The following is a 19378-nucleotide window of genomic DNA, read 5'->3' as shown; positions in this document are numbered from 1 at the left end:
CGGGGTCCAGGGAAAGGCATCACGAACATGTCTGACGGGACGGACACGGCCGACGGGTTGACGCCGCATTTCGAGGACGTACAGGCGCACTACGACTTATCGGACGACTTCTTCCGCCTGTTCCTCGACCGCACCCAGATGTACACGTGCGCCTACTGGCTGGGCGGCGACGACATGACGCTCGAAGAGGCTCAGATCGCCAAGATCGACCTCTCGCTTGGCAAGCTGGACCTGCAGCCGGGCATGACATTGCTGGACCTCGGCTGCGGCTGGGGCGCCGCCATGCTGCGGGCCATCGAGAAATACGACGTCAACGTCGTCGGCTTGACGCTGTCCAAGAACCAGGCCGCCTACGCACAAAAGACGCTCGACGAGCTGGACAGCCCGCGTTCCAAGCGGGCGCTACTCGAGGGCTGGGAGCGCTTTCACGAACCGGTGGACCGAATCGTGGCGATCGGCCCGCTCGAGCATGTCGGCTACGACCGCTACACCGCCTTCTTCGAGCGGGCGTACGAGCTGTTGCCGGCCGGTGGGACGTTCCTGCTGCACACCATCACCGTTCTCTCGGAGCGAGAGATCATCGCCTCGGGCTTGCCGCTGACCCCGGCGATCGTCGAGTTCAGCGACTTCATGAAGACCGTGATCTTCCCCGGCGGGTACCTGCCGACCATCGACATGGTGAAGCAGTTCTCGGCGCAGGCCGGCTTCAAGCTGAAGCGTCGCCAATCGCTGCAGCGGCATTACGCAAAGACTCTGGATGTCTGGGCCGCGAACCTCTCGGCACACAAGGACGAGGCCATCGAAATTCAGTCCGAAGAGGTCTACGAAACGTACATGAAGTACCTCACCGGCTGCGCGAACCTCTTCCGCAAGGGCTACACCGACCTCAACCAATTCACCCTGCGCAAGCCCTGATCGAGGCCCTGGCGGGTTAGGCGAGCAGTTCGGTGCGCAGGCGGTCCACATCCGCCTGCGTGACGCCCGCGTCGCGCAGGTAGGCGTCCAGCGAGCCGTACTTCTCGTCGATCGCCCGACGCGCGGCGTCCAGGTACTCGGGGCGCACGCCCAGGACACCGTCGGCCAGCCGCGCCTTGGTGAACGTGACGACCTCCGGGGTCAGTTCGACGTCGGAGCGCTGCTGGATCATCTCGTAGATGTGGTCGCGCAGCACCGGTACCGCGGCGTTGCTGCGCAGGTAGTCCGCGACGATGGTGTCGCGATCGATGCCGATCGATTCCAGCACCGTGGCGATCACGAAGCCGGTGCGGTCCTTGCCCGCGAAGCAGTGGGTGAGCACCGGGCGTCCGTCTCCAAGCAACGAAAAGACTTGCTGCACAGCGCGTTGCGCCCCGTTGCGGGACGGGAATTCGTGGTACTCGCCGGTCATGTGCCGGATGGCGGCTTGGTTGACTTCCTCGTCGGATTGATCTGGGTCGCCCTCGAACAGCCGCCGAAACGCGGTTTCGTGCGGCGCCGCGTCGTCATTCGGCGCCTCATCGCCAAGGTCGGGGAACGGCATCAGATGGATCTCGATGCCGTCGGGAACCAAGCCCGGCCCGCGGCGGGCGACTTCGCGGTTCGCCCGCAGGTCGACGACATCAGTGATGCCCAGCTCACGCAGCGTGGCGCGGCCGTCGTCGTCGAGCCGGCTCAGCTCACCGGACCGGAACAGCCGACCGGGCCGAAGCGCGGGCGTGCCGTCGGCGACATCGCGAAAGTTCCAGCCCCCCGACAGTTCTCGCAGGGCATTAGTCATGTGGGGTCACCGCGGCCGCGAAGGTCGATTGTTCCCGGCCGAGTTCGGAGCGCGCGATCGTGCGCATGTGCACCTCGTCGGGTCCGTCGAAGATCCGCATGGCGCGATGCCAGCCGTAGAGCCGGGCGAGCACCGTGTCGTCGCTGACGCCGGCCGCCCCGTGTACCTGGATGGCGCGGTCGATGACGTCGCAGGCCACTCGCGGTGCCACCGCCTTGATCTGCGAGACCAGCAGATGGGCGGCCTTGTTGCCGTGCTGGTCGATGGTCCATGCCGCCTTCTCGCAGAGCAGCCTGGCCTGGTCGATTTCGTTGCGGGACTGGGCAATTGCCTGCTGGACCAGACCCTGATCGGCCAGCGGGCGGCCGAACGCGATCCGGTTGTTGGCGCGGTGCACCATCAGGGCCAGGGCGCGTTCGGCCCCGCCGAGCGCGCGCATGCAGTGGTGGATGCGGCCCGGCCCGAGCCGGGCCTGGGCGATCGCGAAGCCGCCGCCCTCCTCGCCGAGCAGGTTGGTCACCGGAACACGGACGTTGTCATAAACGATTTCGCAGTGCCCATGCTGGTCCTGCCAGCCGAAAACGGGCGTCGAGCGGAGCACCTTGACGCCCGGGGTGTCCATCGGCACCAGGACCATCGACTGCTGCTGGTGGCTGGCCGCGTCGGGGTTGGTGCGGCCCATCACGATCAGGATCTTGCAGCGCGGGTCCGACGCGCCGGAGGTCCACCACTTGCGGCCGTTGATGACGTAGTCGGCGCCGTCGCGCACGATGGCGGTCTGGATGTTGCGGGCGTCGCTGCTGGCGACCGCGGGCTCGGTCATCGAGAAGGCGCTGCGGATCTCGCCGGCCAGCAGGGGTTCCAGCCACTGCTTGCGCTGTTCCTCGGTGGCGAACAGGTGCAGGGTCTCCATGTTCCCGGTGTCGGGCGCCGCGCAGTTGACCGCCTCGGGTGCGAGCTCGAGGCTCCAACCGGTCAGCTCCGCCAGCGGGGCGTATTCCAGGTTGGTCAACCCGGACTCGGCCGGCAGGAACAGGTTCCACAGGCCCTGCGCTTTGGCCTTGGTTTTGAGTTCCTCGATGACGGGGGGAACGGTGTGGTCGTCGGGGCCGGCCTCGTGGCGGTAGTTGTCGTAGGCGGCCTCAGCCGGAAAGACATACTCAGTCATGAAGTCGGACAACCGCTTGTGGTAGTCGGAGGCCTTAGCCGACATCGCGAAGTCCATGACCGCCACGATAGGACACGTGGGTAAGGGTGGCGCTCGCGGGACAAACGCTTCGCTTCCACGCCACCGACGCGACACTGAAACCACGCCGAAGACACGCCGCCGCGGGTGTGCCAGGTTTCAGTCTCGGCGAAGTGCAGGCGCTCGAGTAGAGCACGATGGACTCATGAGCGACGCCCCCGAATCCCGTCCCCCGTTCCCCCCGTTCACCCTCGAGACAGCGCTGCAGAAGGTCCAGGCCGCAGAGGACGCCTGGAACACCTGCGATCCCGAAAAAGTCAGCCTCGCCTATACGCCCGACTCGCAGTGGCGAAACCGCGGCGAACACGTCGTCGGCCGGGCCGAGATCGTGGCTTTCCTCACCCGCAAGTGGCAGCGCGAACTCGACTATGCCTTGCGCAAGGTGCTGTGGGACTTTCACGACAACCGAATCGCCGTGCGGTTTCAGTACGAGTGCCACGACGACACCGGCCAGTGGTACCGCAGCTACGGCAACGAACTCTGGGAATTCTCGCCGTCCGGATTGATGGCGCGCCGCGAGGCCAGCATCAACGACATACGGATCGACGCATCAGAAAGGCGCTACTTCGGGCCCCGGCCGGCGTCCGAACACGGCCAAGACATACCGCTTTGGTAGTGGCCGCTAGGGTGTTCAATCCAGCGGAGTTCGCAATAAGGCAGCTGAGCTAAGGAAAGTGGATGTACGCGCCATGACAGATGCGCAGACGACGATCGGAGTAGTTGCTGAGTCCGGGGCCGATGAGCGCCGCGTCGCGTTGGTACCGAAGGCGGTCGCTTCCCTGGTAAGCAGCGGTGTGGCGGTCGTGGTCGAGGCCGGTGCGGGGGCGCGGGCGTTGCTTCCCGACGAGCTCTACATTGAGGCCGGCGCCACGATCGGGGACGCTTGGGCCGCCGATGTCGTGGTCAAGGTCGCGCCGCCGACCGCCGACGAGGTGGGCAAGCTGCGCAGCGGTCAGACGCTGATCGGTTTCCTGGCGCCGCGCAATGCCGAGAATTCGATCGGCGCGCTCAAGGCGGCCGGTGTGCAGGCGTTCGCGCTGGAGGCCATCCCGCGGATCTCGCGGGCGCAGGCGATGGACGCCTTGTCGTCGCAGGGCAACGTCTCCGGCTACAAGGCGGTGCTGTTGGCGGCGTCGGAGTCGACGCGGTTCTTCCCGATGCTGACCACGGCGGCGGGCACGGTGAAGCCGGCCACGGTGCTGGTGCTCGGGGTGGGCGTGGCCGGACTGCAGGCGCTGGCGACGGCCAAGCGGCTCGGCGGGCGCACCACCGGTTACGACGTCCGCCCGGAGGTGGCCGACCAGGTGCGTTCGGTCGGCGCGCAGTGGCTCGACGTCGGGATCGATGCGGCCGGTGAGGGCGGGTATGCCCGCGAGCTGACCGACGAGGAACGCGAACAGCAGCAGCAGGCCTTGGAGAAGGCCATCAGCGGATTCGACGTCGTGATCACCACGGCGCTGGTGCCGGGCCGGCCCGCGCCGCGTCTGGTCACCGCCGCCGCGGTGGAAGCGATGAAGCCCGGCAGCGTGGTGGTCGACCTGGCCGGGGAGACCGGCGGCAACTGCGAGCTGACCGAGCCCGGGCGCACGGTCGTCCGCCACGACGTCACCATCGCCTCGCCGCTGAACCTGCCGGCGACGATGCCCGAGCACGCCAGCGAGCTGTACAGCAAGAACATCACCGCGCTGCTGGAGCTGTTGGTCACCGACGGGAAGCTGGCCCCGGACTTCGACGACGAAATCATCGCGGCATCGTGTGTGACGCGCGGAGAGGACTCCTAGATGTACGACGAGCTGTTAGAGAACCTCGCGATTCTGGTGCTGTCCGGATTCGTCGGGTTCGCGGTGATCTCCAAGGTGCCCAACACGCTGCACACGCCGCTGATGTCGGGCACCAACGCGATCCACGGCATCGTGGTGCTGGGTGCTCTGGTGGTGTTCGGGGAGGTCGAGCATCCGTCGCTGGCGGTGCAGATCATCCTGTTCGTCGCGGTGGTGTTCGGAACCCTGAACGTGATCGGTGGTTTCATCGTCACCGACCGGATGCTGGGCATGTTCAAGGGCAAGAAGTCGGCGCCCGCCAAGAGCGAGGAGCCGGCCGCGAAATGAACTATCTGGTCACGATCCTCTACATCATTTCTTTCGCGCTCTTCATCTACGGCCTGATGGGCCTGACCGGTCCCAAGACCGCGGTGCGCGGCAACCTGATCGCCGCGGTGGGTATGGCCCTGGCGGTGGGGGCGACGCTGGTCAAGATCCGGCACACCGAGTCGTGGGTGCTGATCATCGCCGGTCTGGTGGTGGGCGTTGCGCTGGGTGTTCCCCCGGCGCGGATGACCAAGATGACCGCCATGCCGCAGCTGGTGGCGTTCTTCAACGGCGTGGGCGGTGGCACGGTTGCGCTGATCGCGCTGGCGGAATTCATTGACACCAAGGGCTTTTCGGTCTTCCAGCACGGCGAATCGCCGACCGTGCACATCGTGGTGGCCTCGCTGTTCGCCGCGATCATCGGCTCGATCTCGTTCTGGGGATCGATCATCGCGTTCGGCAAGCTGCAGGAGATCATCGACGGCAAGCCGATCGGATTCGGCAAGGCCCAGCAGCCGATCAACCTGCTGCTGCTGATCGGGGCGATCGCGTCGGCGGTCATGGTCGGCCTGCACGCGCATCCCGGCACCGGCGGGGCATCGCTGTGGTGGATGATCGGCCTGCTGGCCGCGGCCGGTGTGCTCGGCCTGATGGTGGTGCTGCCCATCGGTGGGGCCGACATGCCGGTGGTCATCTCACTGCTCAACGCGATGACCGGATTGTCCGCTGCCGCAGCAGGTTTGGCGCTGAACAACACCGCGATGATCGTCGCGGGCATGATCGTCGGCGCGTCCGGTTCGATCCTGACCAACCTGATGGCCAAGGCGATGAACCGCTCCATCCCCGCGATCGTCGCCGGCGGCTTCGGGGGCGGCGGCGTGGCCCCCAGCGGCGACGGCGGCGGCGACAAGACGGTGAAGGCGACCTCGGCCGCCGACGCCGCGATCCAGATGGTCTACGCCAACCAGGTGATCGTGGTCCCCGGCTACGGCCTGGCCGTGGCGCAGGCCCAGCACGCCGTCAAGGACATGGCGTCGCTGCTGGAGAACAAGGGCGTGACGGTGAAGTACGCGATCCACCCCGTCGCCGGCCGGATGCCCGGCCACATGAACGTGCTACTGGCCGAGGCCGAGGTCGACTACGACGCCATGAAGGACATGGACGACATCAACGACGAGTTCTCGCGCACCGACGTCGCGATCGTCATCGGCGCCAACGACGTCACCAACCCGGCCGCCCGCAACGACGCCTCGAGCCCGATCTACGGCATGCCAATTCTCAACGTGGACAAGGCCAAATCGGTGATCGTACTCAAGCGGTCGATGAACTCCGGGTTCGCCGGCATCGACAACCCGCTGTTCTATGGCGAGGGCACCAGCATGCTGTTCGGCGACGCCAAGAAGTCGGTGACCGCAGTCGCCGAGGAGCTCAAAGCCCTCTAAGCCCGCGGTAGCGCCGCGACGACGGGGCCGACCCACACGGCGAGCAGCCGACGCAATTCGGCCACCCCGCCCGCCGGCGGCGACATGATGAACGACTGCAACGTACGCAACACGATCTGCAGGATGTCGTCGACTGCGGCAGGGGTGAACGGCGACCAGTCGACGTCGAGCCGCTCCAAAATCGACCGTCCCAGCACGCGGGCGGTCTCGTTGGTGACGGTGACCTGTTCGGCGAACGCCGCGGTGCGCGACGTCCGCAGCAACAGGCCGATGTAGGGATCTTTCGGCAAGCGCTCCAGGGTCAGGCAGATGCCCTCGATCAGCGCGGCGGCCGGATCGGTCAGCCCGTGCAGCGCCGTAGCCAGGTGATCCATGAAATCGGCGGTCGCGCCGAGCGCGGTCGCCTGCAGCAGCTCGTCGGTCGAGGCGAAGTAGTGATAGATCGTCTGCCGGGTCACGTTCAGCGTGCGTGCGACGTCCGCCAGCGTGATCTGGTCACCGCGCTCGTCGATGGTCTGGCGAGCGGCCGACAGGATGCGGGCCACCGCCTCCTCGTCGCTGGCCGGCACGCTGCCGCCCCATCCCCGGGTCCGCACATCGCGACGATATCCGACGCACCCCGAACGACAGGTCATACGTCTTTTAGTTCGATGTATGATCGACGTCACGGTCAAAGGAGACGACATGACAATGACGACGTGTCCGTTCGGAGAGAATTTCGATTTCACCGACCCCGACGTATTGCTGGCGGGCCTTCCGGTCACCCAATTCGCCGAGCTGCGCCGCACCGCGCCGGTCTGGTGGAACGCCCAGCCCGAGTCGATCTTCAACGACGGCGGCTACTGGGTGATCAGCCGTCACGAGGACGTTGGAGCCATCTCACGCAACAACGAACTCTGGTCGACCAACCGGCAGGGCGCGGTCATGCGCATGCCCGAAGGGGTCACGTCTGATCAGCTCGAGCTCACCAAGGCGTTGCTGATCAACCACGACGCGCCCGAACACACCCGGTTGCGCAAGCTGGTGTCGCGGCTGTTCACCCCGCGTGCGATCGGCGGGCTCGAGGAGAAGCTGGCCGCGGCGGCAGCCGAAATCGTGCGCACCGCCGCACTGAAGGCAGACGGCGACTTCGTCGACGACATCGCGATGAAGCTGCCCCTGCTGGCCATCGCCGATCTGATCGGTGTGCCGGAGGCGGATCGCGCGAAGTTGTTCGACTGGACCAACGCGATCATGAACACCGACGATCCCGACTTCGACAGCGACCCCACCACCGCCAATGCCGAGTTGATGGCCTACGCCTACAACATGGCCGACGAGCGGCGCCGCTGTCCGGCCGACGACATCGTCACGCGCCTGATCCAGGCCGACATCGATGGCGATGCGCTGGGCGACGTCGAGTTCGCCTTCTTCGTCATCCTGCTGGCCGTGGCGGGCAACGAAACCACCCGCAACGCGATGACGCACGGGATGAACGCGTTTCTGGACAACCCCGAGCAATGGGAGCTGTTCAAGCGCGAACGGCCGGCCACCGCGGTCGACGAGATCATTCGCTGGGCCAGCCCCGTGCATTGCTTCCAGCGCACCGCGCTCGCCGACGTCGAACTGGGCGGTGTCACCGTCCGGGAAGGCCAGCGCGTGGGGCTGTTTTACAGCTCGGCCAACTTCGACGACGAAGTCTTCGACAACCCGTTTCAATTCGACATCTTGCGCAACCCCAACCCGCACCTGAGTTTCGGCGGCAATGGGGCGCATTACTGCATCGGTGCCAATTTGGCCCGCATGGAGATCAAATTGATTTTCGATGAGCTCGCCGAGCAAATACCCGACATCACCAAGCTCGCCGAGCCGCAACGACTGCGGTCGGGCTGGATCAACGGGGTCAAACGCCTCGACGTCGCCTACGGCGGCTGACCGGCGCGCAGGCTTGCCTAGACCGGAGGGTAGGCGGGCGGCGGGTACCCCTGGCCGTTTTCGACCCCGCGCAAGCCCCAGGTCAGGTACTTCATGAAGAATTCGATTTCGTCGCTGGCGTCGTAGTCCGGACTGGGGTCCATCGTGCCCACGCTAGTTTCGGCGACGCGCTGCGGCATCGGGCCGCGGTCCACAGCACCCGGTCGCGGACGGCGGCGAGCGCTATCGGGGCAAGCGCGGCTGGGCCCCAATTACCGTGCAGCACAAAGACAATCTGAAATCGGATGTCGGCCCGCAGGTGCCTGCCGGCGCGCGGCACCGCAATTTGTTCGGGACGCGAAAAAGTCTGTTCAGACGGGCGGGTAGGCGGGCGGCGGGTAGCCGTTTCCGTCCTGAACGCCGCGCAGGCCCCAGGTCAGGTACTTCATGAAGAATTCGATTTCGTCGCTGCCGTCGTAGTCCGGACTCGGATCCATCGCCCCACCTCTGTACTCGCGACTAGTTCGAATAATCGAGTCTAGTCGCATCCGTGCCGGTGCGACAGGCGTCCATGCCTCTAAACTGTCCAACCAGTTGATTGGTACCTTGCCTTAACCGGGCCCGGCGCGCAGCCCATGCCGCCCCGTTGGCAGCGACGATAGTGAGTAGAGATGTCATCCGACAGCATCACCCGTAACGGGTTGACGCGCCGCGAGGAGTTGCTGGCCGTTGCCACCAAGCTGTTCGCCGCCCGCGGTTACCACGGCACCCGGATGGATGACGTCGCCGACGTCATCGGCCTGAACAAGGCGACGGTCTACCACTACTACGCCAGCAAGTCGCTGATCCTGTTCGACATCTACCGCCAGGCCGCCGAGGGCACCCTGGCCGCCGTGCACGACGATCCCTCCTGGACGGCCCGCGAGGCGCTCTATCAATACACGATTCGGCTGCTCACCGGCATCGCGAACGATCCCGAGCGGGCGGCGGTGTATTTCCAGGAGCAGCCCTACATCACCGAATGGTTCACCGAGGAACAGGTCGCCGAGGTCCGCGAGAAGGAAGCCCAGGTCTACCACCACGTGCACGGCCTGATCGACCGCGGCATCGCCAGCGGCGAGTTCTACCAATGCGACTCCCACGTGCTGGCGCTGGGCTACATCGGTATGACGCTGGGTAGCTACCGGTGGCTGCGGCCCAGCGGACGGCGCAGCGCCAAGGAAATCGCCGCGGAGTTCAGCACCGCGCTGCTGCGGGGGCTGATCCGTGACGAGGCGATTCGCACGGAGGCCCCGCTCGGGCCGTAGTGGTTTGAGTAGAACTACTCACGCTCAACGCGTAGAACTGCGCGGGTCCTGGCGTTCGCCGCTCGCGATGCTTTTGAGGTGCAAACACTTCCCAACCCCACAGAATTGGCCGCCCAAACGCCGGCCGATCGCGACCGCGCCCTGGACGTCATTCGCATCGTGTCCCTGATCGGCGTCGTGGCCGGTCACACGGTGATGGCAATCAGCGTCATCCGCAACCACGTGCTGACCTGGGACAACCTGCTGACCACCTCGGTGGTGTTCCAGGCCCTCACCTGGATTTTCCAGATCATGCCGCTGTTCTTCTTCGCGGGTGCCGCGGCGAGCCTGTCGTCCTGGCAGCCCGGCACCAACTGGGGCGGCTGGCTGATGAAGCGCTGCACCAGGCTGTTCCGGCCGGTGTTCTACTACCTCGGGTTCTGGGCGGTCGCCCTCACGCTGTTGTATCCCGTTCTGCCCCAACATATCTACCAGCCCGTCGCCGGCGTCAGCATCCAGCTGCTGTGGTTCCTGGGCGCCTACGTGCTGGTGTTGGCCGCGATGCCGGCCCTGGCCCGGATCACCACCCGAACCCGTTTCGTCGCGGGTGTGGCTGCCGTCTACGGGGCCATCGCCATCATCGACGCCACCCGGCTGCATTGGCCGGCCGCGTCGGGGTTGGGGTACCTCAACATGGCGGTTTGGCTGATCCCCGCCATGTTCGGCGTCGCGTACCGCCGTGGGCTACTCCCCGGGCGTGCCGCGCTGACGGCGGCGGCGGGCGTGCTCGCGGTCAATGTCGCCCTGGTGTGCTGGGGGCCCTACGAAATCAGCCTGGTCGGTACCGGGCATCACGGTCTTTCCAACACCAGCCCGCCGTCGCTGCTGCAGGCCGGGCACGCAATCGTGCTGAGCGCGTTGGCAATCGCCGCGATGCCCGCGATCACCCGGTGGGCGCAGCAGCCACGCGTGTGGTGGTGGACCGCGCTCGGCAACTCCGGCGCGATGACGCTGTACCTGTGGCACATGCCCGCACTGCTCGGCATGCACCTGCTGTTCGACCTGACCGGTCACCCGCGCTACCCCGGCCAGCCCGACTACCTCGCCGTCAGCGTCATGCAACTGCTCCTGATGGTCGCGATGGTGGCGGTGCTGTTCCTGATGCTGCGGCCACTGGAGAACAACCCGCTGGCCGGCTGGGACGGCGCTGGGGCCATCACCTCGGTGGGCCGGGGCCTGGCCGCCGGGCTGCTGCTGTGCGTCGCGGGCGTGGCTACCCTGGCGTCGATCAAGTGGGGCCTCAAGGAGGACGGGTTGATTTGTGTCGCGACGATGGTGACCGCCCTGTTGGGTGCTCGGGCGCTCGCGGCGGCCGGTCGGGATCGGGCGTGAAATCCCTGCAGCAGTCGCCCGCGACCATCCCGGTCGCACTGCTCGGCCTCGCCGGCGCCGCGGTCAACGGACTGGGCTTCGTCGCTTGTGACCTCGAGTTGACGAAACTGGTTCGCGGCCTTGGGTTTTTGTCTCCCCTGCTGCTGGTGACGCCCACCGGGATGGGTTTACTCCTGGTGGGATTGCTCGAAGCCGTCGCGGCGATGGGTTTGTTCGCCGGCGCGGTCATGCTGCTGTGCCGGCGCCGCGCCGGCATCTGGGTCAGCCTGGTGGCAGCCGTGTCGGGATTGCTGGCCGGTCTGCTGCTGGCGGCGCGTATCGTCTCGGCCCCGCTGGTGTTCGGCAAGGACATGGCCGGGCTGCCCACCGATGCGGTGGCGTGGACCGTCTTCGCCTACGCCCTGGCCACCACGATATCGACTGTGGCACTGGCTATTTCGTTGCCAAAGCCGTATCCGGCTCAGGGTTCGCCGTCCAGCCCGTGCTCGATGGCGTAGCGGGTCAACTCCACGCGGTTGGCGACTTGCAGCTTCCGGAAGGTCGCCTGGATATGGTTTTCGATGGTGCGGTGGCTCAACGACAGCCGTTCGGCAATTTGCTTGGCCGACAGTCCCTTTGCCACATACCGCAGCACCTCGGTCTCGCGCTCGGTCAGGCTGGGGCCGGGCGGTCCGGAGTCCTTAATCTGGGCAATGCGGCGGTATTCACCCAGCACCAGTCCCGCCAGGCTGGGAGTGAAGACGGCCCGCCCGGCCGCGGTGGCGGCCACGGCCTCGGCCAGCTCGGCTTTCGAGGCGCTCTTGACCAGGTAGCCGGTGGCCCCGGCCTTGACGGCCTCCAGGACGTCGTCGCGTTCATCGGATGCCGAGAGCACCAGCACCCGAGTCTCGGGTGAGACCGCCAGCACCTCCGCCGTCGCCTGCGCGCCATCGCCGTCGGCCAGGCGCATGTCCATCACCACCACGTCCGGCTTGACCACCGCCGCCCGGCGCCGGGCGGCGGCCACGCTGCCGGCCGTGGCGACCACGTCGAATCCGTCCTCGGCGAGGTCGCGGGCAACGGCGTCGCGCCAGATCGGATGGTCGTCCACGACCATCACCGTCGCCGCGGTGTCGTCGGTCATTTGGTCCCCCCATCGCGCGGCACGCACAGTTCCCACTCGACGCCCTCACCCGGGCCGCTGTGCAGCCGCGCGCTGCCGCCCAGCGACGCCAGCCGTCCCACAATCGATTTCGAGACCCCCAAGCGTCCCTGCTGCGCGGCTTCCTCCAGCCGGCCGTCGGCGATGCCCACGCCGTCGTCGCGCACGCTCACGGTGACCGAATCGCCGAGATCTTCCAGCAGCACGAACGCGTGGGCGCCCGCTCCCGCGTGTGCGCGCACGTTGTCCAGGGCGTTGCCCACCGCGGCATCCAGCTCGGCGGCCACCCCGCGCGGCAGGGCCACCGCGGTGCCCGGCAAGCTCAGCGATACGCGGTCGGATTCGCGGCGGCGCAGCAGCGTGCGCAGATCGATCGTCGTGCGGTCCCCGGACTCGTCGATGCCGGCGGAGGTGACCCAGCGCCGCAGCACCCGTTCCTGCTCGCTGGCGAGGTCAGCCAATTCTGCCGTGGCGCCACCGATTTCGTGGCCACGCTTGGCGACCAGGGCCAGTACCTGGATGGCGCCGTCGTGCACCTCGCGGGACAGTCGCTCGCGCTCCTGAACCGCGGCGGACAGCTGGGCGGCGCGTTGCAGGTCCGCGTGCGCGCGCCGCGCGGTTTGGGCGGCCAGGCCGATCGCCATGCCGATCGCCAGCTCGATGATGATCGTCGCGTTGTGCGCCATGTTGAGGTCGAAATAGTTCTTGACGGCGAAATTGGTGGCCATCACCACCAGACCGGTCAACATGCCCCGAACCGGGCCCAACTGGATCGCGGCCGAGATGGTGGGATTGCTGGCCCACAAGGTCGTCGGCCAAGTCTGGTTTTCCGACGCCCAATGCTCGAACGTGATGACCCGGTTCGACCACATCAGCGCAACGACGATCACGAGCTCGGCGATCACCCACGCGGGCTTTCGGCCGAACCCGCGCAGGTAAGCAATCGCGCAGGCCGCGCTCCAGCCGATCAGCACCGCGAACAGCACCCACCCCAGGGCCGGCCGGCGCAGGTCCGGATTGACGGCGATCTGGAAGCCTAGCGCGTAAAGGCAACTCAGCAGCCGAAACACCTGCGCCGCACGCCATAGCGGCGTCGTCGGATCCGGATTGGGGCGCGTCATCGCGCTCAGCATAAGTCGGCGACGGCCCGACGCGGGCTCGCCCGAGGATCAGGTCGCGGTGGTAAACGGGTTGTGTTCGGCGAACAGCTTCTCCATGCGTGCTTCATCCAGACGCACCCGCACGGTCGCGGCTTCCTGCTGATCGCGGATCACCTTCGCCAGGGTGAACGCGCTGGAGACGAGAAACAGCACGGTGATGCCGAGGAACAGCCGCTGCCATGAATCGAGCGGGAGATAGCAGATCCCGCCGAGCGCGCTGACGAAACTGACCCCGAATGCGGTGGCGGCCTGGATGAAAAAGGCGGCGGTGTTCTTGGACATGCCGTTGGGAATTTCCATGTGTTCCAGCATGCGAAAGGACCCGTATCGCCGGACAGGGTAGGACTACTCAGATTTCAGATGCTTGTCGAGGAAGGCGAGCTGATCGGCGATCACTCGCTCGAAAGCGTCGTCGACGTAGATCGCGAAATGCCCCTCGGGATAGGTCCCCACCTCGCCGCGGGGCGCCTTGGCGGCGTGGCGCAGGGTCGCGTCAGCGGGGGCCAGCGAATCGTGTTCGCACACGCAGAACAGGATGGGGCAGCCGATTTTCGGGGTGAGCAGGCCGGGCCGGTAGGTGAAGACCTTCATCGTGATGCGTGCGGCGATCTCGTTGCGCAGCTCGACGCCGTCGGGGACCAGCCGCAGGTAGCCCGCGTAGGAGTCGGGCGTATTCATCAGCGCGACGTCGCCCGGCTTGCCCGCCGTCGCGATCATTACCGGCGGGCGTCCCAATCGGGCGCCGATCACGTCGCGAATAGCCCGTGCGGCGATGCGCGCGGTGGCCACCGGATGGGAGATCGTGCGCGCCGACGCGATGCCGTCGGTGAACGGACACTGTGCGATGACCGCGGCGATACCCGGCAACCGGGCTGCGGTGGTGATCACATGGCCGCCTGCAAAAGATGTGCCCCACAACACGATTCGACCGTGATCGATGCCGTCCAGGGTGCGGGCATAGGCCACCGCGGCGGCCCAGTCGGCCAGCTGCATATCGATGTCCAGGACTTGGCGCGGCTGACCCTCGCTGTCGCCGAAGTTGCGGTAGTCGAAGACGAGGCAGGCATAGCCGGCCGCGCTGAATCGCTCGGCGTAGGCATCGAGTCGCATGGTGCGCACCCCACCCAGGCCATGCGCCAGTACCACCAGCGGCGCATCGCCCACGTCGGACGGTCGATAGAGCCAGGCGCTGATCCGGTCGGCGCCGGAACTGAATTGGACATCTTCGCGCTGAGTCATCGGCATTCCATTCTGCCTGGCCTCTGCCTGGCCGCAGTTAAGTCCGGCCCTGTCGGCGGCCCGGCTCCGGCCCCTCGGGCGCGAGCGTAACGCCACGGCGAGATTGCGCTCAATTTTGCGCCCTGGCGTTACGCTCGCGAGCGCCGCGGTTAAGTCCGGCCCGGTAGGCGGCCCGGAAGTTATGGACTACTGTCTAGAAAAGTTTGCCTGGGTTCCAGGGACTTCGAGGGACGGAGATGTCATGGCGATCCGCGTCGCGCACGTCGGTACCGGAAACGTCGGAGGCCTGGCCCTGGCCGAACTGATCGCCAACCCGCAATTCGAACTGACCGGCGTCAACGTGTCCACCCCGGAGAAGGTGGGCCGCGACGCCGGGGAACTGTGCGGCGTCGGCCTGGACACCCCGACCGTCACCGGCATCAAGGCCGTCAACGACCTGGACGCGATCATCGCCGCCAAGCCCGAGTGTGTCGTCTACTGCGCGATGGGCGATACCCGGCTGCCCGACGCGATGACCGACGTCATGCGCATCCTGGCCGCAGGCATCAACGTAGTCGGGTCGTCGCCCGGGCTGCTGCAGTTCCCCTGGGGTGTGATGCCCGACAAATACATCGCTCGCGTTGAAGACGCTGCCCAGCAAGGTAATTCGAGCATCTTCATCAGCGGCGTCGACCCGGGGTTCGCCAACGACCTGATCCCGTTCGCGCTCGCCGGGACGTGTCAGCGTATCGAGCAGGTGCGCTGCATGGAGATCCACGACTACGCCAGTTACGACGGCATCGAAGTGATGACCTACATGGGCTTCGCCCGGCCCATGGACGAAATTCCGATGCTGCTGCAGCCGGGCATCCTCAGCATCGCCTGGGGCACCGCGATCCGACAGCTGGCGGCAGGCCTGGGTATCGAGGTCGACGCGATCACCGAGTCCTACCAGCGCGAACCGGCGCCCGAGGACTTCGACATCGCGATCGGACACGTCGCCAAGGGCACCGTCGCGGTGCTGCAGTTCGAGATCCGCGGCATGGTCAAGGGCCATCCCGCCATCGTCATCGAGCACGTCACCCGGTTACGGCCCGACCTGCGCCCCGACTTGCCCCGGCCCGCCTCCGGCGACGGCTCGTACCGCGTCGAGATCACCGGTGAGCCGTCGTATGCGGTCGACATCATTCCGAGCAGCCGCAAGGGCGACCACAACCACGCCGCGATCGCCGGCGCCGCGGGCCGTGTCGTCAACGCCATCCCGGCGGTGATCGCGGCCCCGCCGGGCATCCGGACCACACTCGACTTACCGCTGGTAACCGGCAAAGGTCTTTACGCACCAAGCACTTTGGTGACCACTTAAAACGAAAGGAGACCCGCACGTGGGTCGAGTAGACGGCAAAGTTGCACTCATCAGTGGCGCCGCCGGCGGGATGGGCGCCGAAGACGCGCGCCTGCTCGTCGAGGAGGGTGCCAAGGTCGTCATCGGCGACATCCTCGACGACCAGGGCAAGGCGCTGGCCGAGGAACTCGGCGACTCCGCGCGCTATGTACACCTCGACGTCACGCAGCTTGACCAGTGGGAGGCCGCGGTCGCGACCGCGATCGGCGAATTCGGCAAGCTCAACGTGCTGGTGAACAACGCCGGGACCGTCGCGCTCGGCCCGCTGCGGAGCTTTGATCTGGCCAAGTGGCAGAAGGTCATCGACGTCAACCTGACCGGGACGTTCCTGGGTATGCGGGTGGCCGTCGACCCGATGATCGAGGCAGGCGGCGGCTCGATCATCAACGTGTCGTCCATCGAGGGGCTGCGCGGCGCACCCATGGTGCACCCCTACGTCGCGTCCAAGTGGGGCGTGCGCGGCCTGGCCAAGTCGGCGGCGTTGGAGCTGGCGCCGCACAACATCCGGGTCAACTCCGTGCACCCGGGGTTCATCCGCACCCCGATGACCGCCCACCTGCCCGAGGACATGGTGACCATTCCGCTCGGCCGTCCGGGCGAAGTGCGCGAGGTCGCGACGTTCGTGCTGTTCCTGGCCAGCGACGAGTCGTCCTACTCCACCGGCAGCGAGTTCATCATGGACGGCGGGCTGATCACCGACGTGAACCACAAGGACTTCTAGTCCTCGGCGAACAGAACCTTCTGCTCGACCGGATCCCGGCCGAGCCGGATGTGGTTGGCGGGAAAATCCGGGTCGGGGTAGCCGACCGACAGGCCACACAGGATGGTCAACTCGGCCGGGATGTCGAGTTGCTCGCGCAGGACTTCGGGGTAGCCCGCGATCGCCACCTGAACGCAGGTGCCCAGCCCGCGCGCGGTGAGCACCAGCATCAGGTTCTGCAGGAACATCCCGACGCCGAGGGCGTCCGTCAGGCCCAGCTCGTGATGCATGCACACGACGCCGGCCACCGGCGCCCGAAAGAACTCCCAGTTGCGCAGCACCGCGGCGCGCCGGCCCGCCCGGTCGTCGCGAGCGATGCCCATCGACCCGTAGACCACCTTGCCGGTGTCGCTTCGATAGTGGGCGAACGCATCCGGCAGCGGCGGTACTTTCGGCGGTCCCGCCTCGGCGGCCTCGAGCAGCGCGGCCACCAACCGGCCCCTGGCCGCACCGGTAGCGAAGTAGAGGTGCCACGGTTGCACGTTCGAGTTCGACGGTGCGCGAATCGCCAGGTCGAGCGCGTCGTGGAGCAAATCCCTGGGCACCGGCCGATCGGGCTGGAACATCCTGATCGAGCGGCGTTGCCTGATCACGTCTTCGAGGTCGTACATCGGTGCTCCCTGCGTCGGGTGATCCCCGCAGTCTTCCAAGCCGGTGTGATCGACCGGTGTCGGCGGGTGCTATAACCGCGAACATGCTGCGCGGTTTGCAAGACGCGGTCGGATCCAAGCACGTCGTGACCGACCCCGACGTGCTGTCCGGGCGCAGCGTCGACCACACCGGCCGCTATCGCGGCCGCGCCAGTGCGCTGGTCCGTCCCGGGTCGGCCGAGGAGGTCGCCGAGGTGTTGCGGCTGTGCCGCGATGCCGGGGCGCACGTCACCGTGCAGGGCGGTCGGACCTCGCTGGTGGCCGGTACCGTTCCCGAGCATGACGACGTGCTGCTGTCCACCGAAAGGCTTTGTGCGCTAGGCGATGTCGACACCGTCGAGCGCCGTATCGCGGTCGGCGCCGGCGCGACGCTGGCCGCGGTGCAGCACGCCGCGGCCGCGGCGGGACTGGTGTTCGGCGTGGACCTCGCCGCGCGCGACACCGCGACGGTCGGCGGCATGGCCTCGACCAATGCGGGCGGGCTGCGTACGGTCCGCTACGGCAACATGGGCGAACAAGTCCTCGGCCTGGATGTGGCGCTGCCCGACGGGTCGCTGATGTGCCGGCACAGCCTGGTGCGCAGCGACAACACCGGATACGACCTACCCGCACTGTTCGTCGGCGCCGAGGGCACCCTCGGCGTCATCACCGCGCTGGATCTGCGGCTGCACCCCACCCCGTCGCATCGGGTGACCGCGGTGTGCGGTTTCGACGATCTCGAGGCGCTGATCGACACCGGGCGGACGTTCCGCGACGTGGATGGGATCGCCGCACTCGAGTTGATCGACGGCCGCGCGGGCGCCCTGACCGCCGAGCACCTCGGGTTCGGTGCACCGGTCGAGGCGGCCTGGCTGCTGCTGGTGGAGCTGGCCGCCGACCACGATCAGACCGAGCGGCTGGCTGATCTGCTCGACGACGCACCGCTGTGCGCCGAGCCGGCGGTGGGCGTGGATGCTGCTGCACAGCAACGACTTTGGCGTGTCCGCGAATCGCTGGCCGAGGTGCTCGGCGTGTACGGCCCGCCGTTGAAGTTCGACGTGTCACTGCCGCTGGCGGCGATCTCCCGGTTCGCCGCGGATGCGGTCGCATTGATCCGCGAGCGGGTCAGTGACGCGGTGCCCCTGTTGTTCGGCCATGTCGGGGAGGGCAACCTGCATCTCAACGTGCTGCGCGTGCCGCTCGAGGAGGAGAAGGCGCTGTACGGGCCGATGATGGACCTGATCGCGCGGTGTGGCGGCAACGTCAGCTCCGAACACGGCGTCGGCAGCCGCAAGCGTGACTACCTCGAAATGTCCAGGGATGCAACCGATATCGTGGCCATGCGGTCGGTCAAGGCCGCGCTGGACCCGACCGGATACCTCAACGCCGCGGTGCTATTCAGCTGAGGCCGGTTTGATCCCGACGGCGTGGCGCAGCTGGGCCAGGAACTGCTCGGCGTCGTCACTGCGAACGATGTAGTGCGAGATCGCGATCCGGATCACGGTCGCCGCCTTCACCGCGGCGTTGGGACCGGGCAGATGCCGTTGCAGACCGTCGCGCATCTGCGGGATGACATGCGCGAACTGGGCGATGGTGTGCTCGGGTTCCACGTCGACCATGCGCACACCCGAGTAGGAGTGCTGGTACTCGACAATGAATCGCAGCACGGCGTCCAGCTTTTCGTAGCCCTTGAGCCCCGCGGTGGCTCGCACCAAACCGCTTTCGAAAAGCTGGCGCTCGTACTGCGAGAACGCAGACAACAGCTCCTCTTTGGAGGCGAACCAGCGGTAGAGCGTGGGCCGGGATACCCCGGCCTGGGTGGCGACCTCGGACAGGCTGAGTTTGGTTTTGCCGTTGCGGCCGAGCACCTCGGCGGTCGCCAACAGGATCCGCTGACGCGTCGAGGTGTCCGCGTCGGTCACGGTCGTCGCGGCGGCCGGCTGAGTCATATCTGAGACTTTACGAA

At 66.8% G+C, this 19378-nt stretch carries 23 protein-coding genes; 12 read left to right on the top strand and 11 right to left on the bottom strand.

Going from position 1 to position 19378, the window contains the following annotated elements; all coding sequences use genetic code 11:
* Positions 1-27 precede the first annotated feature (27 nt).
* Positions 28-915: a cyclopropane mycolic acid synthase family methyltransferase gene (locus G6N55_RS15905; RefSeq protein ID WP_085222391.1), complete on the top strand. Its 888-nt coding sequence runs from the start codon at positions 28-30 to the stop codon at positions 913-915.
* A 16-nt stretch (positions 916-931) separates the two neighbouring features.
* Here G6N55_RS15905 and G6N55_RS15900 read toward each other — a convergent pair whose 3' ends face one another.
* The gene (locus G6N55_RS15900; protein ID WP_085222392.1) at positions 932-1756 is read right to left on the bottom strand and encodes a tyrosine-protein phosphatase; all 825 of its coding nucleotides are present in this window, start codon (positions 1754-1756) and stop codon (positions 932-934) included.
* The gene (locus G6N55_RS15895) at positions 1749-2969 is read right to left on the bottom strand and encodes an acyl-CoA dehydrogenase family protein (protein ID WP_139826892.1); all 1221 of its coding nucleotides are present in this window, start codon (positions 2967-2969) and stop codon (positions 1749-1751) included. The genes G6N55_RS15900 and G6N55_RS15895 overlap by 8 nt, the downstream gene beginning before the upstream one ends.
* A 178-nt stretch (positions 2970-3147) precedes the next feature.
* Here G6N55_RS15895 and G6N55_RS15890 point away from each other — a divergent pair, with 178 nt between their 5' ends.
* The 4 genes from G6N55_RS15890 (at position 3148) to G6N55_RS15875 (ending at position 6531) form a co-directional block, all read left to right on the top strand.
* Complete coding sequence (locus tag G6N55_RS15890) at positions 3148-3618, top strand: nuclear transport factor 2 family protein (RefSeq protein ID WP_085222393.1); 471 nt, start codon at positions 3148-3150, stop codon at positions 3616-3618.
* Between the two features lie 73 nt (positions 3619-3691).
* Positions 3692-4783, top strand: coding sequence for a Re/Si-specific NAD(P)(+) transhydrogenase subunit alpha (locus G6N55_RS15885; RefSeq protein WP_085222985.1), 1092 nt, complete (start codon positions 3692-3694; stop codon positions 4781-4783).
* Positions 4784-5110 (top strand): NAD(P) transhydrogenase subunit alpha, encoded by a 327-nt coding sequence (locus G6N55_RS15880; protein WP_085222394.1) that lies wholly within the window; start codon positions 4784-4786, stop codon positions 5108-5110.
* A complete protein-coding gene (locus tag G6N55_RS15875) occupies positions 5107-6531 on the top strand; it encodes an NAD(P)(+) transhydrogenase (Re/Si-specific) subunit beta (RefSeq protein ID WP_085222395.1) in 1425 nt (474 codons plus the stop codon). Before G6N55_RS15880 ends, G6N55_RS15875 begins: the two co-directional genes overlap by 4 nt.
* Here G6N55_RS15875 and G6N55_RS15870 read toward each other — a convergent pair.
* Positions 6528-7127, bottom strand: coding sequence for a TetR/AcrR family transcriptional regulator (locus G6N55_RS15870; protein ID WP_085222396.1), 600 nt, complete (start codon positions 7125-7127; stop codon positions 6528-6530). The two genes, G6N55_RS15875 and G6N55_RS15870, sit on opposite strands and share 4 nt — an antisense overlap.
* Before the next feature lie 88 nt (positions 7128-7215).
* On the opposite strand from G6N55_RS15870, the gene G6N55_RS15865 reads away from it, so the two are divergent.
* The gene (locus G6N55_RS15865; RefSeq protein WP_169718496.1) at positions 7216-8445 is read left to right on the top strand and encodes a cytochrome P450; all 1230 of its coding nucleotides are present in this window, start codon (positions 7216-7218) and stop codon (positions 8443-8445) included.
* Positions 8446-8462: 17 nt separating this feature from the next.
* Here the strand turns inward: G6N55_RS15865 and G6N55_RS15860 are convergent, their stop codons facing one another.
* Both G6N55_RS15860 and G6N55_RS15855 read right to left on the bottom strand, forming a co-directional pair.
* Positions 8463-8588: a hypothetical protein gene (locus tag G6N55_RS15860; RefSeq protein WP_139826856.1), complete on the bottom strand. Its 126-nt coding sequence runs from the start codon at positions 8586-8588 to the stop codon at positions 8463-8465.
* Between the two features lie 207 nt (positions 8589-8795).
* Positions 8796-8921, bottom strand: a complete 126-nt coding sequence (locus G6N55_RS15855; RefSeq protein ID WP_139826857.1) for a hypothetical protein — start codon at positions 8919-8921, stop codon at positions 8796-8798.
* A 174-nt stretch (positions 8922-9095) separates the two neighbouring features.
* Between G6N55_RS15855 and G6N55_RS15850 the strand changes: the two genes are divergently transcribed.
* From G6N55_RS15850 to G6N55_RS15840, 3 genes are all read left to right on the top strand, one after another.
* Positions 9096-9731, top strand: coding sequence for a TetR/AcrR family transcriptional regulator (locus tag G6N55_RS15850; RefSeq protein ID WP_085222397.1), 636 nt, complete (start codon positions 9096-9098; stop codon positions 9729-9731).
* A gap of 78 nt (positions 9732-9809) precedes the next feature.
* On the top strand, positions 9810-11102 hold the full coding sequence (locus G6N55_RS15845; RefSeq protein ID WP_085222398.1) for an acyltransferase family protein: 1293 nt from the start codon (positions 9810-9812) through the stop codon (positions 11100-11102).
* Positions 11099-11599, top strand: coding sequence for a hypothetical protein (locus G6N55_RS15840; RefSeq protein WP_085222399.1), 501 nt, complete (start codon positions 11099-11101; stop codon positions 11597-11599). Before G6N55_RS15845 ends, G6N55_RS15840 begins: the two co-directional genes overlap by 4 nt.
* Here the strand turns inward: G6N55_RS15840 and G6N55_RS15835 are convergent.
* From G6N55_RS15835 to G6N55_RS15820, 4 genes are read right to left on the bottom strand one after another with little or no spacing between them, the layout of a single operon-like run.
* Complete coding sequence (locus G6N55_RS15835) at positions 11563-12225, bottom strand: response regulator (RefSeq protein WP_085222400.1); 663 nt, start codon at positions 12223-12225, stop codon at positions 11563-11565. The genes G6N55_RS15840 and G6N55_RS15835 overlap by 37 nt on opposite strands.
* Entirely contained in the window at positions 12222-13364 is a 1143-nt protein-coding gene (macS, locus tag G6N55_RS15830) for a MacS family sensor histidine kinase (RefSeq protein ID WP_169718497.1), read from the bottom strand. Before macS ends, G6N55_RS15835 begins: the two co-directional genes overlap by 4 nt.
* A gap of 48 nt (positions 13365-13412) precedes the next feature.
* The gene (locus G6N55_RS15825) at positions 13413-13703 is read right to left on the bottom strand and encodes a YiaA/YiaB family inner membrane protein (protein ID WP_085222987.1); all 291 of its coding nucleotides are present in this window, start codon (positions 13701-13703) and stop codon (positions 13413-13415) included.
* 45 nt (positions 13704-13748) lie between these two features.
* Positions 13749-14642, bottom strand: a complete 894-nt coding sequence (locus tag G6N55_RS15820) for an alpha/beta hydrolase (protein WP_085222988.1) — start codon at positions 14640-14642, stop codon at positions 13749-13751.
* 241 nt (positions 14643-14883) lie between these two features.
* On the opposite strand from G6N55_RS15820, the gene G6N55_RS15815 reads away from it, so the two are divergent.
* Both G6N55_RS15815 and G6N55_RS15810 read left to right on the top strand, forming a co-directional pair.
* A complete protein-coding gene (locus tag G6N55_RS15815; RefSeq protein WP_085222402.1) occupies positions 14884-15984 on the top strand; it encodes an NAD(P)H-dependent amine dehydrogenase family protein in 1101 nt (366 codons plus the stop codon).
* Positions 15985-16003: 19 nt separating this feature from the next.
* On the top strand, positions 16004-16744 hold the full coding sequence (locus G6N55_RS15810) for a glucose 1-dehydrogenase (protein WP_085222403.1): 741 nt from the start codon (positions 16004-16006) through the stop codon (positions 16742-16744).
* On the opposite strand, the gene G6N55_RS15805 is transcribed toward G6N55_RS15810, so the two are convergent.
* Complete coding sequence (locus G6N55_RS15805; RefSeq protein ID WP_085222404.1) at positions 16741-17394, bottom strand: nitroreductase; 654 nt, start codon at positions 17392-17394, stop codon at positions 16741-16743. The two genes, G6N55_RS15810 and G6N55_RS15805, sit on opposite strands and share 4 nt — an antisense overlap.
* Positions 17395-17477: 83 nt before the next feature.
* On the opposite strand from G6N55_RS15805, the gene G6N55_RS15800 reads away from it, so the two are divergent.
* A complete protein-coding gene (locus G6N55_RS15800) occupies positions 17478-18818 on the top strand; it encodes an FAD-binding oxidoreductase (RefSeq protein WP_085222405.1) in 1341 nt (446 codons plus the stop codon).
* Here the strand turns inward: G6N55_RS15800 and G6N55_RS15795 are convergent.
* The gene (locus G6N55_RS15795; protein ID WP_085222406.1) at positions 18807-19361 is read right to left on the bottom strand and encodes a TetR/AcrR family transcriptional regulator; all 555 of its coding nucleotides are present in this window, start codon (positions 19359-19361) and stop codon (positions 18807-18809) included. The two genes, G6N55_RS15800 and G6N55_RS15795, sit on opposite strands and share 12 nt — an antisense overlap.
* Positions 19362-19378 lie beyond the last annotated feature (17 nt).

The organism is Mycobacterium florentinum (assembly GCF_010730355.1).
Classification (GTDB): Bacteria; Actinomycetota; Actinomycetes; order Mycobacteriales; family Mycobacteriaceae; genus Mycobacterium; species Mycobacterium florentinum.
The sequence above is the reverse complement of the archived record's forward strand: the minus strand, read 5'-3'. Positions and strand labels throughout refer to the sequence as shown.